This window comes from Vibrio sp. 99K-1 (assembly GCF_013114585.1).
GTDB classification, from domain to species: Bacteria; Pseudomonadota; Gammaproteobacteria; order Enterobacterales; family Vibrionaceae; genus Vibrio; species Vibrio chagasii_B.
This window is the reverse complement of the sequence record NZ_VTXF01000022.1, coordinates 78,336-89,106: the sequence shown is the minus strand read 5'-3', so window position 1 is coordinate 89,106 and position 10,771 is coordinate 78,336. Positions and strand designations below refer to the sequence as shown.

Here is a 10,771-nt window from a genome sequence, read left to right as displayed (position 1 = left end):
ATGACTGTTGAGCTAATCGCTCCAATCGCAATGGACGAAGGCCTACGTTTCGCTATCCGTGAAGGTGGCCGTACTGTAGGTGCTGGTGTTGTAGCTAAAATCTTCGCTTAATAGCATTTAGATTTTTGCACACTCTTCATTAGAAGAGCACGCATCAAAAAAAGGGGAGCTTCGGCTTCCCTTTTTTATTTTGGTTATAAGGAAAATTCCCAACTCGTAATATCCGCAGTCTATATTCCGATGTAAATACAGTTATTTACTTAGCGGCTTAAGCTGCCCACCTAAACTCTCTCCTCTCCAAAGCCCGTTAAACTCTCTTTTCGACGAAACACTATAACCAATCGATATAAATATACGGCAATTTTTGACTGGTAATAAGAATGATTCCTTTTTATATTTAACCTCAAGTTAAGGGGTTAGGTTTTACTATGTACGTTTGTTTATGCCATGGGGTCTCGGACAAGAAAATCCGCAAGTTGGTATTAGAAGAGGGTATTACTGACATAAAAGGAATTAAAAAGTGTACGGCACTTGGCAGCCAATGCGGAAAGTGTGTACGTTCAGCAAAAGAAGTCATTAACGACACCGCGAAAGACCTGTTCAAACAGGCAAGCTAGTTCTGCTCAAAGGGCAGTAGCTTTTTTGACACTTCTCGATTTGGTTCTACAGTTAGAAGAGCCAAAGAGGAGGGCTATGTCATGAAAGGCGATCCAATCATCATTCAACATCTCAATAAAATTCTTGGTAATGAACTTGTCGCAATAAATCAGTACTTCTTGCATGCGCGCATGTATAAAGACTGGGGTTTAAAGCACCTAGCCGACAAGGAATATCATGAATCCATCGACGAAATGAAACATGCCGACCATCTGATTGAACGAATCTTGTTTCTCGAAGGGCTCCCCAATCTGCAAGATCTGGGCAAACTTAAAATCGGCGAAGATACTCAGGAAATGCTGGAGTGCGACTTATCATTAGAGATGGAAGCCATTCCGGATCTGAAAAACGCCATCGCTTATGCTGAAGACATTCACGATTATGTGTCACGAGATCTGTTCCTTGAGATTTTGGAAGATGAAGAAGAACATGTCGATTGGTTAGAAACCCAACTCGGCCTCATCAAAATGACGGGTATTCAAAATTACCTACAAGCTCAATATGTCGATGAAGACGAAGGCTAAAAAGTACCGATAACAAGGGTAGTTGCTCAGGCGCATCCTAGCGGCTACCTTGCTTTTCTTTTTCAGTCGGTAGGGCACTACCAAGAATGAAAAATTCTCCAATCACCCCTTCCACCAGATTCTGCGATTATTTTTCAAACACAGCTTGCAAGTTAAAGTGTGATCTGTATAATGCACCGCACTGGCTTAAGCTGGTTGTGAACCAATGAGCACTGAGGAGTAGGTTTTACCTAGTAATGTATACTCAGCTTATGTTCGCGGTTAATAAAAATAGTAAGGCTTGTCTTTACTTCAAAAGTTAACTGACAATGCGTCCTAATTTTGGATGCTACGGTTTCACATAAATCAATCGGCATTCTCTCGTTTTATCGAGTTTGAGTGGCGATATTGTTTGTGTAATTTTTAATAATTGGAGCTCTGTCTCATGCAGAACCAACGTATTCGTATCCGCCTTAAAGCGTTTGATTACAAGCTAATCGATGCTTCAACTGCGGAAATCGTTGAAACAGCAAAACGTACTGGCGCACAGGTTCGTGGTCCTATCCCACTACCTACTCGTAAAGAGCGTTTCACTGTTCTTACCTCTCCACACGTCAACAAAGATGCACGTGACCAGTACGAAATCCGTACTCACAAGCGTTTGATCGACATCGTTGAGCCAACAGATAAAACTGTTGATGCTCTAATGCGTCTTGATCTTGCAGCTGGCGTTGATGTTCAAATCAGCCTAGGTTAAGGGAGATAAGAATAATGATTGGTCTAGTCGGACGTAAAGTGGGTATGACCCGCGTATTTACTGAAGAAGGCGTTTCTATCCCAGTAACTGTTGTTGAGGTTGAAGCGAACCGTATTTCTCAAGTTAAAACTCTAGAGAACGACGGCTACGCAGCAATCCAAGTAACTACTGGTGCTAAGAAAGCTAACCGTGTAACTAAACCTGAAGCTGGTCACTTCGCGAAAGCGGGTGTAGAAGCAGGTCGCGGTCTTTGGGAATTCCGTTTAGAAAACGGCGAAGAGTTTGAAGTTGGCGCTGAGCTAAACGTAGAACTTTTCAACGAAATTAAAAAAGTAGACGTTACTGGTACATCTAAAGGTAAAGGCTTCCAAGGCGCTGTTAAGCGTTGGAACTTCTCTACTCAAGATATGACTCACGGTAACTCTTTGTCTCACCGTGCACCGGGTTCAATTGGCCAATGTCAAACTCCAGGTCGCGTGTTTAAAGGCAAGAAAATGGCAGGTCACATGGGTGCTGAGCGTGTAACGACTCAAAACCTAGAGATCGTACGTGTTGACGCTGAGCGCAATCTGCTTCTTATTAAAGGTGCAGTACCAGGCTCAACAGGCGGCAACGTGATCGTAAAACCTGCTGTTAAAGCATAACGTCTAGGAGTAAGTAATGGAATTGATGGTTAAAGGTGCTGATGCACTAACTGTTTCCGAGACTACTTTCGGACGTGACTTCAACGAAGCTCTTGTACACCAAGTAGTTGTTGCATATGCAGCAGGTGCTCGTCAAGGTACTCGTGCTCAAAAGACTCGTTCTGAAGTATCTGGCGGTGGCGCTAAGCCATGGCGTCAAAAAGGTACTGGCCGCGCACGTGCTGGTACAATTCGTAGCCCAATCTGGCGTACAGGTGGTGTTACTTTTGCTGCGAAACCACAAGATCACAGCCAAAAAGTAAACAAGAAAATGTACCGCGGTGCTATGAAGAGCATTCTTTCTGAGCTTGTTCGTCAAGAGCGTCTAATCGTTGTTGATAACTTCTCAGTAGAAGCACCAAAAACAAAAGAACTTGTAGCTAAGCTTAAAGAGCTTGAGCTAAGCGACGTTCTGATTGTAACTGGCGAAGTAGATGAAAATCTATTCTTAGCTGCTCGTAACCTATACAAAGTTGACGCACGTGACGTTGCTGGTGTTGATCCAGTATCTCTAATTGCATTCGACAAGGTTCTAATGACTGCTGACGCAGTTAAGCAAGTTGAGGAGATGCTAGCATGATCACTGAAGAGCGTATCTTAAAAGTTCTACGTGCTCCGCACATCTCTGAAAAAGCAACTATGGCAGCTGAGAAAGCGAACACTATCGTTTTCAAAGTAGCTAAAGATGCAACTAAGAAAGAGATCAAAGCAGCTGTAGAAAAGCTATTTGAAGTTGAAGTTAAGTCTGTAAATACTCTTGTTCAAAAGGGTAAGACCAAACGTCAAGGTATGCGTGAAGGCCGTCGTTCAGACGTTAAGAAAGCCTACGTTACTTTGAAAGAAGGTCAAGATCTTGACTTCGTTGGCGGCGCGGAATAACAGGAGTAGTTAAAAATGGCTATTGTTAAATGTAAGCCGACTTCCCCTGGTCGTCGTCACGTCGTTAAAGTTGTTAACGCTGACCTACACAAGGGTAAGCCATACGCACCTCTTCTAGAGAAAAACTCTAAGAACGGTGGTCGTAACAACAACGGTCGTATCACAGTACGTCACATCGGCGGTGGTCACAAGCACCACTACCGTGTAATTGACTTCAAACGTACTAAAGATGGCATCCCAGCGAAAGTTGAGCGTCTAGAATACGATCCAAACCGTAGCGCTAACATCGCTCTAGTTCTGTACGCAGACGGTGAGCGTCGTTACATCATTGCACCAAAAGGTGTTCAAGCAGGTGACCAGATCCAATCTGGTGTTGATGCGCCAATCAAAGCAGGTAACACTCTGCCGATGCGTAACATCCCAGTAGGTTCTACTGTACACTGTGTTGAACTTAAGCCTGGTAAAGGTGCTCAACTAGCTCGTTCGGCTGGTGCTTATGCTCAAATCGTTGCTCGCGACGGTGCATACATCACTATCCGTCTACGTTCTGGTGAAATGCGCAAAGTACTTTCTGAAGGTCGTGCAACGATCGGTGAAGTTGGTAACTCTGAGCATATGCTACGTGAACTTGGTAAAGCTGGTGCTTCACGCTGGCGCGGCGTACGTCCAACCGTACGTGGTGTAGTAATGAACCCGGTGGATCACCCACACGGTGGTGGTGAAGGCCGCACATCTGGTGGTCGTCACCCAGTTTCTCCTTGGGGCGTTCCTACTAAGGGCTTCAAGACTCGTAAGAACAAGCGCACTGACAAGTACATCGTACGTCGTCGCACTAAATAATTTATAAAGAGGAATCGCCATGCCACGTTCTCTCAAGAAAGGTCCTTTTATTGACCTACACTTGCTGAAGAAGGTAGAGAAAGCGGTGGAAAGCGGAGACAAAAAGCCTATTAAGACTTGGTCCCGTCGCTCAATGATCATCCCAACAATGATTGGTTTGACCATCGCTGTCCATAATGGTCGTCAGCACGTTCCAGTTTTCGTTACCGAAGAAATGATCGGTCACAAACTGGGCGAATTTGCACCAACTCGTACTTATCGCGGTCATGCTGCAGATAAGAAAGCTAAGAAGAAGTAAGGAGTAGATGATGGAAGCTTTAGCTAAACATAACTTTGCTCGTATTTCTCCACAGAAAGCTCGCTTAGTTGCAGACCAAATTCGCGGTAAGTCGGTAGACCAAGCTCTAGAAATTCTAACTTTCAGCAACAAAAAAGCTGCTGTATTGGTTAAGAAGGTTCTTGAGTCAGCTATCGCTAACGCGGAACATAACGAAGGTGCAGATATCGACGATCTAAATGTCGCTAAAATCTTCGTAGATGAGGGCCCTATCATGAAGCGTATTATGCCTCGTGCTAAAGGTCGTGCGGATCGTATCTTGAAGCGTTCAAGCCACATCACTATTGTTGTAGCAGATCGCTAAAGACTAGGAGAGTAAGCAATGGGTCAGAAAGTACATCCTAATGGTATTCGTCTTGGCATCGTTAAGCCTTGGAATGCTACATGGTTTGCTAATACCAAAGATTTCGCTGACAACCTAGACGGCGACTTCAAGGTACGTCAGTTCCTTACAAAGGAACTACAAAAAGCATCACTATCTCGTATCGTTATCGAGCGTCCAGCTAAGAGCATCCGTGTGACTATTCACACTGCTCGTCCTGGCGTTGTTATCGGTAAGAAAGGTGAAGACGTAGAGAAGCTACGCGCAGCTGTAGCTAAAATCGCAGGTGTACCAGCGCAAATCAATATCGCTGAAGTACGTAAGCCTGAGTTAGATGGTCAGCTTGTAGCTGATAGCATCGCGTCTCAACTAGAGCGTCGTGTTATGTTCCGTCGTGCTATGAAGCGCGCAGTACAAAACGCAATGCGTCTAGGCGCTAAAGGTATCAAAGTGGAAGTAAGTGGTCGTCTAGGCGGCGCTGAAATCGCACGTTCTGAGTGGTACCGTGAAGGCCGTGTGCCTCTACACACTCTACGTGCAGACATTGATTACGCAACTTCTTCGGCTCACACTCAATACGGTGTGATCGGCATTAAAGTTTGGATCTTCAAAGGTGAGATTCTAGGCGGTATGCCAGCTGCTAACGCAGTAGAGCCTAAAGGCGATAAGCCTAAGAAGCAGCGTAAAGGCCGTAAGTAAGGAGTCGAACGATGCTACAACCAAAACGTACTAAGTTCCGCAAGGTTATGACTGGTCGTAACCGTGGTCTAGCTAAAGGTACTGAAGTAAGCTTCGGCGAATTCGGTCTTAAAGCTGTTGGCCGTGGTCGTCTGACTGCACGTCAAATCGAAGCGGCACGTCGTGCTATGACACGTCACATTAAGCGTCAAGGTCAAATCTGGATCCGTGTATTCCCAGACAAACCGATTACTGAAAAGCCTCTTGAAGTTCGTCAAGGTAAAGGTAAAGGTTCAGTAGCGTACTGGGTTGCTCAAATCCAACCTGGCAAAGTTATGTACGAAATGAATGGCGTACCTGAAGAGTTGGCACGTGAAGCGTTCCGCCTAGCGGCACGTAAACTGCCTGTTAAAACTACTTTTGTAACTAAGCAGGTGATGTGATGAAAGCACAAGATCTACGCGAAAAGAACGTTGAAGAGCTTAACGCTGAGCTATTGAATTTGCTACGTGAACAGTTCAACTTGCGCATGCAAGCTGCAACTGGTCAGCTTCAGCAAACTCATACTCTAAAAGCTGTACGCCGTGATATCGCACGTGTGAAAACTGTTTTGACTGAAAAGGCAGGCGCATAATGAGCGAAACTAACCGCATCCAGCAAGGCCGTGTAGTAAGTGACAAGATGGACAAGTCTATCGTTGTTGCTATCGAACGTACTGTAAAACACCCAATTTACGGTAAATACGTTAAACGCACGACTAAAGTACACGCACACGACGAAGACAACACTTGTGGCCTAGGCGACAAAGTTGAAATCGCTGAGTGTCGTCCTCTGTCTAAGACTAAGTCTTGGACATTGGTTAAAGTTCTAGAAAAAGCGAAGATTTAATCTTTGTAATTCTATAACTTATAAGCGGCTCCAAATTATTTTTGGGGCCGCTTGTTTTTTGTCTACCCAATTTAAAAAAAGGGTGGTACAATTCGCGTCCCTTTTAAAGAGGCAGCCCGACCCGAGAGGGTCTAGTTTTAATATTTAGCGGAGCACTAACAATGATCCAGATGCAAAGTACACTTGACGCAGCAGATAACTCTGGCGCGCGCAAGGTAATGTGTATTAAGGTTCTGGGTGGCTCTCACCGCCGTTATGCACATATCGGTGACATCATCAAAGTTACAGTTAAGGAAGCAATTCCTCGCGGTAAAGTAAAAAAAGGTGATGTTCTGAAGGCGGTAGTAGTGCGCACCCGTAAAGGCGTTCGTCGCCCAGACGGTTCTGTCATTCGCTTCGACAGTAATGCTTGTGTATTGTTAAACGACACTACTGAGCAACCAGTCGGCACACGTATCTTTGGTCCTGTGACTCGTGAACTTCGTAACGCGAAATTCATGAAGATTGTATCACTAGCACCTGAAGTTCTGTAAGGAGCGGCAATATGGCAGCTAAAATCCGTCGTAATGACGAAGTAATCATTCTTGCTGGTAAAGATAAAGGCAAGAAAGGTAAAGTAACTAAGGTTCTGACAACTGGTAAAGTTATCGTTGAAGGCATCAACCTTGTTAAGAAACACCAAAAGCCGGTTCCGGCTCTAGGTCAACAAGGTGGCATCGTTGAACAAGAAGCAGCTATTGACGCTTCTAACGTTGCAGTTTTTAACGCGGCTACTGGTAAAGCAGACCGTATCGGTTTCCGTATCGAAGATGGCAAGAAAGTTCGTTTCTTCAAATCTAACGGCGAAACTGTTTCTAACTAATTAGAAGTAATTTGGAGTTCTACTATGGCGAAACTGCATGATTACTACAAGTCGTCTGTAGTCGCTGAGCTTACCAAAGAGTTCAGCTACACAAGCGTCATGCAAGTCCCTAGGATTGAGAAAATCACCCTAAACATGGGCGTTGGTGAAGCAATCAACGATAAGAAACTGCTAGAAAACGCAGCAGCTGATATGGCAACGATCTCTGGTCAAAAGCCACTTATCACTAAAGCGCGTAAATCTGTAGCTGGTTTCAAAATTCGTGAAGGCTACCCAATTGGTTGTAAAGTAACCTTGCGTGGTGAGCGCATGTGGGAATTTTTAGAGCGTTTAATCTCTATCGCACTTCCACGTGTACGTGATTTCCGTGGTGTTAGCGCTAAGTCTTTCGACGGTCGCGGTAACTACAGCATGGGCGTTCGCGAGCAAATCATCTTTCCGGAAATCGACTACGATAAAGTCGATCGTGTCCGCGGTCTTGATATCACTATCACGACTTCTGCGGGTTCCGATGAGGAAGGCCGAGCTCTGCTGGCTGCCTTTAACTTCCCATTCCGTAAGTAAGGGTAGGGTTACTGTTATGGCTAAACAATCAATGAAAGCACGTGAAGCTAAACGTGCAAAACTAGTAGCTAAGTTCGCTGAAAAGCGTTCTGCGCTAAAAGTTATCATTAGCGATGTAAACGCATCTGAAGAAGATCGTTGGAATGCGGTTCTTAAACTGCAATCTCTTCCACGTGATTCAAGTGCATCACGTCAGCGTAACCGTTGCAACCAAACTGGTCGTCCACACGGTTACCTACGTAAATTCGGTCTAAGCCGCATTAAGGTTCGTGAAGCTTGCATGAAAGGCGAGATTCCGGGTCTTCGTAAGGCTAGCTGGTAATTGCCACTTAATCATTTGGAGTAAATCTTATGAGCATGCAAGATCCGATTTCGGATATGCTGACCCGCGTTCGTAACGGTCAGGCAGCAAACAAAGTTGCTGTAAAAATGCCTTCTTCAAAGCTTAAAGTTGCAATTGCTGCACTACTAAAAGCTGAAGGTTACATCGTAGACTTCGCTGTTGAAGGCGAAGCAAAACCTGAGCTAGAAGTTACTCTTAAGTACTTCCAAGCTAAACCTGTAATCGAGCAAATCAAGCGTGTATCACGTCCTGGTCTAAGAGTTTATAAAAATAAAGACTCTCTACCAACAGTGATGGGCGGTCTTGGTATTGCAGTTGTTTCTACTTCCAAGGGTCTAATGTCTGACCGTGCTGCTCGTAAAGCAGGTCTTGGCGGTGAAATCATCTGTTACGTAGCTTAATAAGGAGTAGATTATGTCTCGTGTTGCTAAAGCACCTGTCGCTATTCCAGCTGGCGTAGAGGTGAAACTAAACGGCCAAGAAGTTACTGTAAAAGGTAGCAAAGGTGAGCTTACTCGCGTTCTTAACAACGCCGTAGTTATTGCACAGGAAGAAAACAACCTAACTTTCGGTCCGAAAGAAGGTGTTGCTAACGCATGGGCACAAGCTGGTACAGCTCGCGCTCTAGTTAACAACATGGTTGTGGGTGTTACAGAGGGCTTCACTAAGAAGCTAACTCTAAAGGGTGTTGGTTACCGTGCTGCTATGAAAGGCAACTCTGTAGCTCTAACTCTTGGTTTTTCTCACCCAGTAGAGCACGCTCTACCTGAAGGTATTAAAGCTGAGTGCCCTAGCCAAACTGAGATCGTTGTAACTGGTTGTGACAAGCAGCTAGTTGGTCAAGTTGCGGCTGACATTCGTTCTTACCGTGCTCCTGAGCCTTACAAAGGTAAAGGTGTTCGTTACGCAGATGAAAATGTGCGTACTAAAGAAGCTAAGAAGAAGTAAGGTATCACTATGGATAAGAAAGCATCTCGCATCCGTCGTGCTACACGTGCACGTCGTAAGATTGCAGAACTTGGTGCAACTCGCCTGGTAGTACACCGTACTCCTCGCCATGTTTACGCACAAGTTATCGCGGCAAACGGCTCTGAGGTTATCGCAGCTGCTTCTACTGTAGAAAAAGCGATCCGTGAGCAAGTTAAGAACACTGGTAACGTTGATGCAGCTAAAGCAGTTGGTAAAGCTGTTGCTGAGCGCGCTCTTGAAAAAGGCGTAGCTTCAGTTGCATTCGATCGTTCTGGTTTCCAATACCACGGTCGAGTAGCGGCGCTAGCAGAATCTGCTCGCGAAGCTGGTCTGAAATTCTAAGGTAGGGTTGGAAGATGGCTAAAGAACAACAACAAGCTAATGATTTGCAAGAAAAGCTAATCGCTGTTAACCGTGTATCTAAGACGGTTAAAGGTGGTCGAATCATGAGCTTCACTGCACTAACAGTAGTTGGTGACGGTAATGGTCGTGTAGGTTTCGGTTACGGCAAAGCTCGTGAAGTACCTGCTGCGATTCAAAAAGCAATGGAAAAAGCGCGTCGTAACATGGTTACCGTTGCGCTGAACGAAGGCACTCTTCACCACCCGGTGAAAGGTCGTCATTCGGGCTCTAAAGTTTACATGCAGCCAGCTGCAGAAGGTACAGGTGTTATTGCCGGTGGTGCAATGCGTGCTGTACTTGAAGTTGCGGGCGTACATAACGTACTTTCTAAAGCATACGGTTCTACGAACCCTATCAACATCGTTCGTGCAACGATTGGTGCTCTAGTAGACGTTAAGTCACCAGAAATGGTTGCTGCTAAACGTGGTCTAACTGTTGAATCTATTTCGGAGTAAGCACACGATGGCAACTATTAAAGTAACTCAAACTAAAAGCTCAATTGGTCGCCTACCTAAGCACAAAGCGTGTCTTAAAGGTCTAGGTCTTCGTCGCATCAACCATACAGTAGAACTTGAAGATACTCCGTGCGTACGCGGTATGATCAACAAGGTTTACTACATGGTTAAGATTGAGGAGTAATCAGAATGCGTTTGAATACTCTATCACCGGCTGCTGGCTCTAAACCTTCTAAGAAGCGTGTAGGTCGTGGTATCGGTTCTGGCCTTGGTAAAACAGGTGGCCGCGGTCACAAAGGTCAAAAGTCACGTTCTGGCGGCTCTGTTCGTCCAGGTTTTGAAGGCGGTCAAATGCCTCTAAAACAACGTCTACCTAAATTCGGTTTCACTTCTCGTAAGAGCCTAGTGTCTGCTGAAGTTCGTCTAGCTGAGCTAGCGAAAGTAACAGGTGACGTAGTTGATCTTAACAGCCTTAAAGCTGCTAACGTTATCACTAAGAACATCGAATTCGTTAAGATTGTTCTTTCTGGTGACCTAAGCAAAGCTGTGACTGTTAAAGGTCTACGCGTGACTAAAGGCGCTAAAGCTGCAATCGAAGCTGCAGGCGGTAAAATCGAGGAATAATCTCGAGG

General features: G+C 45.1%; 23 protein-coding genes and 1 pseudogene. All 24 read left to right on the top strand.

Features of this window, described 5'->3' with window-relative positions; genetic code table 11:
- A pseudogene (locus F0228_RS17745) lies at nucleotides 1–111 on the top strand (elongation factor Tu); the annotation flags it as partial.
- Nucleotides 112–428: 317 nt separating this feature from the next.
- Nucleotides 429–617 (top strand): bacterioferritin-associated ferredoxin, encoded by a 189-nt coding sequence (locus F0228_RS17740; protein ID WP_061033930.1) that lies wholly within the window; start codon nucleotides 429–431, stop codon nucleotides 615–617.
- Between the two features lie 81 nt (nucleotides 618–698).
- On the top strand, nucleotides 699–1,181 hold the full coding sequence (gene bfr, locus F0228_RS17735; RefSeq protein WP_061033929.1) for a bacterioferritin: 483 nt from the start codon (nucleotides 699–701) through the stop codon (nucleotides 1,179–1,181).
- 424 nt (nucleotides 1,182–1,605) lie between these two features.
- Entirely contained in the window at nucleotides 1,606–1,917 is a 312-nt protein-coding gene (gene rpsJ, locus F0228_RS17730) for a 30S ribosomal protein S10 (protein ID WP_004736761.1), read from the top strand.
- A 14-nt stretch (nucleotides 1,918–1,931) separates the two neighbouring features.
- Nucleotides 1,932–2,561, top strand: coding sequence for a 50S ribosomal protein L3 (gene rplC / locus F0228_RS17725; RefSeq protein ID WP_004738804.1), 630 nt, complete (start codon nucleotides 1,932–1,934; stop codon nucleotides 2,559–2,561).
- 16 nt (nucleotides 2,562–2,577) lie between these two features.
- Nucleotides 2,578–3,180: a 50S ribosomal protein L4 gene (gene rplD, locus F0228_RS17720; protein ID WP_004738803.1), complete on the top strand. Its 603-nt coding sequence runs from the start codon at nucleotides 2,578–2,580 to the stop codon at nucleotides 3,178–3,180.
- Entirely contained in the window at nucleotides 3,177–3,479 is a 303-nt protein-coding gene (gene rplW / locus F0228_RS17715) for a 50S ribosomal protein L23 (protein WP_004738802.1), read from the top strand. The genes rplD and rplW overlap by 4 nt, the downstream gene beginning before the upstream one ends.
- A 15-nt stretch (nucleotides 3,480–3,494) precedes the next feature.
- On the top strand, nucleotides 3,495–4,319 hold the full coding sequence (gene rplB, locus F0228_RS17710; RefSeq protein ID WP_061033928.1) for a 50S ribosomal protein L2: 825 nt from the start codon (nucleotides 3,495–3,497) through the stop codon (nucleotides 4,317–4,319).
- Nucleotides 4,320–4,338: 19 nt separating this feature from the next.
- Nucleotides 4,339–4,617: a 30S ribosomal protein S19 gene (gene rpsS, locus F0228_RS17705; protein ID WP_004736729.1), complete on the top strand. Its 279-nt coding sequence runs from the start codon at nucleotides 4,339–4,341 to the stop codon at nucleotides 4,615–4,617.
- Nucleotides 4,618–4,627: 10 nt separating this feature from the next.
- Nucleotides 4,628–4,960: a 50S ribosomal protein L22 gene (gene rplV, locus F0228_RS17700; protein WP_004736732.1), complete on the top strand. Its 333-nt coding sequence runs from the start codon at nucleotides 4,628–4,630 to the stop codon at nucleotides 4,958–4,960.
- Nucleotides 4,961–4,978: 18 nt separating this feature from the next.
- A complete protein-coding gene (gene rpsC, locus F0228_RS17695; protein WP_004738797.1) occupies nucleotides 4,979–5,677 on the top strand; it encodes a 30S ribosomal protein S3 in 699 nt (232 codons plus the stop codon).
- Nucleotides 5,678–5,688: 11 nt separating this feature from the next.
- Nucleotides 5,689–6,099 (top strand): 50S ribosomal protein L16, encoded by a 411-nt coding sequence (rplP, locus tag F0228_RS17690; protein ID WP_004736736.1) that lies wholly within the window; start codon nucleotides 5,689–5,691, stop codon nucleotides 6,097–6,099.
- Nucleotides 6,099–6,290 (top strand): 50S ribosomal protein L29, encoded by a 192-nt coding sequence (gene rpmC, locus F0228_RS17685; RefSeq protein WP_004736737.1) that lies wholly within the window; start codon nucleotides 6,099–6,101, stop codon nucleotides 6,288–6,290. Before rplP ends, rpmC begins: the two co-directional genes overlap by 1 nt.
- A complete protein-coding gene (gene rpsQ, locus F0228_RS17680; protein ID WP_004738796.1) occupies nucleotides 6,290–6,544 on the top strand; it encodes a 30S ribosomal protein S17 in 255 nt (84 codons plus the stop codon). The genes rpmC and rpsQ overlap by 1 nt, the downstream gene beginning before the upstream one ends.
- Nucleotides 6,545–6,705: 161 nt before the next feature.
- Nucleotides 6,706–7,077 (top strand): 50S ribosomal protein L14, encoded by a 372-nt coding sequence (gene rplN, locus F0228_RS17675; protein WP_004738793.1) that lies wholly within the window; start codon nucleotides 6,706–6,708, stop codon nucleotides 7,075–7,077.
- A gap of 11 nt (nucleotides 7,078–7,088) precedes the next feature.
- Nucleotides 7,089–7,406 (top strand): 50S ribosomal protein L24, encoded by a 318-nt coding sequence (rplX, locus tag F0228_RS17670; protein ID WP_004738792.1) that lies wholly within the window; start codon nucleotides 7,089–7,091, stop codon nucleotides 7,404–7,406.
- 24 nt (nucleotides 7,407–7,430) lie between these two features.
- Nucleotides 7,431–7,970: a 50S ribosomal protein L5 gene (gene rplE, locus F0228_RS17665; protein WP_004738790.1), complete on the top strand. Its 540-nt coding sequence runs from the start codon at nucleotides 7,431–7,433 to the stop codon at nucleotides 7,968–7,970.
- A gap of 16 nt (nucleotides 7,971–7,986) precedes the next feature.
- Entirely contained in the window at nucleotides 7,987–8,292 is a 306-nt protein-coding gene (rpsN, locus tag F0228_RS17660) for a 30S ribosomal protein S14 (protein WP_004738789.1), read from the top strand.
- 29 nt (nucleotides 8,293–8,321) lie between these two features.
- Nucleotides 8,322–8,714, top strand: a complete 393-nt coding sequence (gene rpsH, locus F0228_RS17655; RefSeq protein WP_004738788.1) for a 30S ribosomal protein S8 — start codon at nucleotides 8,322–8,324, stop codon at nucleotides 8,712–8,714.
- A 13-nt stretch (nucleotides 8,715–8,727) separates the two neighbouring features.
- Complete coding sequence (gene rplF, locus F0228_RS17650; protein WP_004738786.1) at nucleotides 8,728–9,261, top strand: 50S ribosomal protein L6; 534 nt, start codon at nucleotides 8,728–8,730, stop codon at nucleotides 9,259–9,261.
- A 9-nt stretch (nucleotides 9,262–9,270) separates the two neighbouring features.
- A complete protein-coding gene (rplR, locus tag F0228_RS17645; protein ID WP_004738784.1) occupies nucleotides 9,271–9,624 on the top strand; it encodes a 50S ribosomal protein L18 in 354 nt (117 codons plus the stop codon).
- A gap of 14 nt (nucleotides 9,625–9,638) precedes the next feature.
- Entirely contained in the window at nucleotides 9,639–10,139 is a 501-nt protein-coding gene (gene rpsE / locus F0228_RS17640; protein ID WP_004738783.1) for a 30S ribosomal protein S5, read from the top strand.
- Between the two features lie 7 nt (nucleotides 10,140–10,146).
- Nucleotides 10,147–10,323 (top strand): 50S ribosomal protein L30, encoded by a 177-nt coding sequence (gene rpmD, locus F0228_RS17635; protein ID WP_004736756.1) that lies wholly within the window; start codon nucleotides 10,147–10,149, stop codon nucleotides 10,321–10,323.
- A 5-nt stretch (nucleotides 10,324–10,328) separates the two neighbouring features.
- Nucleotides 10,329–10,763, top strand: a complete 435-nt coding sequence (gene rplO, locus F0228_RS17630; protein WP_004736758.1) for a 50S ribosomal protein L15 — start codon at nucleotides 10,329–10,331, stop codon at nucleotides 10,761–10,763.
- The last annotated feature ends 8 nt before the right edge of the window (nucleotides 10,764–10,771 follow it).

Excerpts from the sequence above, each read along its gene's own strand:
- F0228_RS17740 (WP_061033930.1), top strand. The coding sequence starts at position 429 with ATGTACGTTTGTTTATGCCATGGGGTCTCGGACAAGAAAATCCGCAAG.
- bfr (WP_061033929.1), top strand. The coding sequence starts at position 699 with ATGAAAGGCGATCCAATCATCATTCAACATCTCAATAAAATTCTTGGT.
- rpsJ (WP_004736761.1), top strand. The coding sequence starts at position 1,606 with ATGCAGAACCAACGTATTCGTATCCGCCTTAAAGCGTTTGATTACAAG.
- rplC (WP_004738804.1), top strand. The coding sequence starts at position 1,932 with ATGATTGGTCTAGTCGGACGTAAAGTGGGTATGACCCGCGTATTTACT.
- rplD (WP_004738803.1), top strand. The coding sequence starts at position 2,578 with ATGGAATTGATGGTTAAAGGTGCTGATGCACTAACTGTTTCCGAGACT.
- rplW (WP_004738802.1), top strand. The coding sequence starts at position 3,177 with ATGATCACTGAAGAGCGTATCTTAAAAGTTCTACGTGCTCCGCACATC.
- rplB (WP_061033928.1), top strand. The coding sequence starts at position 3,495 with ATGGCTATTGTTAAATGTAAGCCGACTTCCCCTGGTCGTCGTCACGTC.
- rpsS (WP_004736729.1), top strand. The coding sequence starts at position 4,339 with ATGCCACGTTCTCTCAAGAAAGGTCCTTTTATTGACCTACACTTGCTG.
- rplV (WP_004736732.1), top strand. The coding sequence starts at position 4,628 with ATGGAAGCTTTAGCTAAACATAACTTTGCTCGTATTTCTCCACAGAAA.
- rpsC (WP_004738797.1), top strand. The coding sequence starts at position 4,979 with ATGGGTCAGAAAGTACATCCTAATGGTATTCGTCTTGGCATCGTTAAG.
- rplP (WP_004736736.1), top strand. The coding sequence starts at position 5,689 with ATGCTACAACCAAAACGTACTAAGTTCCGCAAGGTTATGACTGGTCGT.
- rpmC (WP_004736737.1), top strand. The coding sequence starts at position 6,099 with ATGAAAGCACAAGATCTACGCGAAAAGAACGTTGAAGAGCTTAACGCT.
- rpsQ (WP_004738796.1), top strand. The coding sequence starts at position 6,290 with ATGAGCGAAACTAACCGCATCCAGCAAGGCCGTGTAGTAAGTGACAAG.
- rplN (WP_004738793.1), top strand. The coding sequence starts at position 6,706 with ATGATCCAGATGCAAAGTACACTTGACGCAGCAGATAACTCTGGCGCG.
- rplX (WP_004738792.1), top strand. The coding sequence starts at position 7,089 with ATGGCAGCTAAAATCCGTCGTAATGACGAAGTAATCATTCTTGCTGGT.
- rplE (WP_004738790.1), top strand. The coding sequence starts at position 7,431 with ATGGCGAAACTGCATGATTACTACAAGTCGTCTGTAGTCGCTGAGCTT.
- rpsN (WP_004738789.1), top strand. The coding sequence starts at position 7,987 with ATGGCTAAACAATCAATGAAAGCACGTGAAGCTAAACGTGCAAAACTA.
- rpsH (WP_004738788.1), top strand. The coding sequence starts at position 8,322 with ATGAGCATGCAAGATCCGATTTCGGATATGCTGACCCGCGTTCGTAAC.
- rplF (WP_004738786.1), top strand. The coding sequence starts at position 8,728 with ATGTCTCGTGTTGCTAAAGCACCTGTCGCTATTCCAGCTGGCGTAGAG.
- rplR (WP_004738784.1), top strand. The coding sequence starts at position 9,271 with ATGGATAAGAAAGCATCTCGCATCCGTCGTGCTACACGTGCACGTCGT.
- rpsE (WP_004738783.1), top strand. The coding sequence starts at position 9,639 with ATGGCTAAAGAACAACAACAAGCTAATGATTTGCAAGAAAAGCTAATC.
- rpmD (WP_004736756.1), top strand. The coding sequence starts at position 10,147 with ATGGCAACTATTAAAGTAACTCAAACTAAAAGCTCAATTGGTCGCCTA.
- rplO (WP_004736758.1), top strand. The coding sequence starts at position 10,329 with ATGCGTTTGAATACTCTATCACCGGCTGCTGGCTCTAAACCTTCTAAG.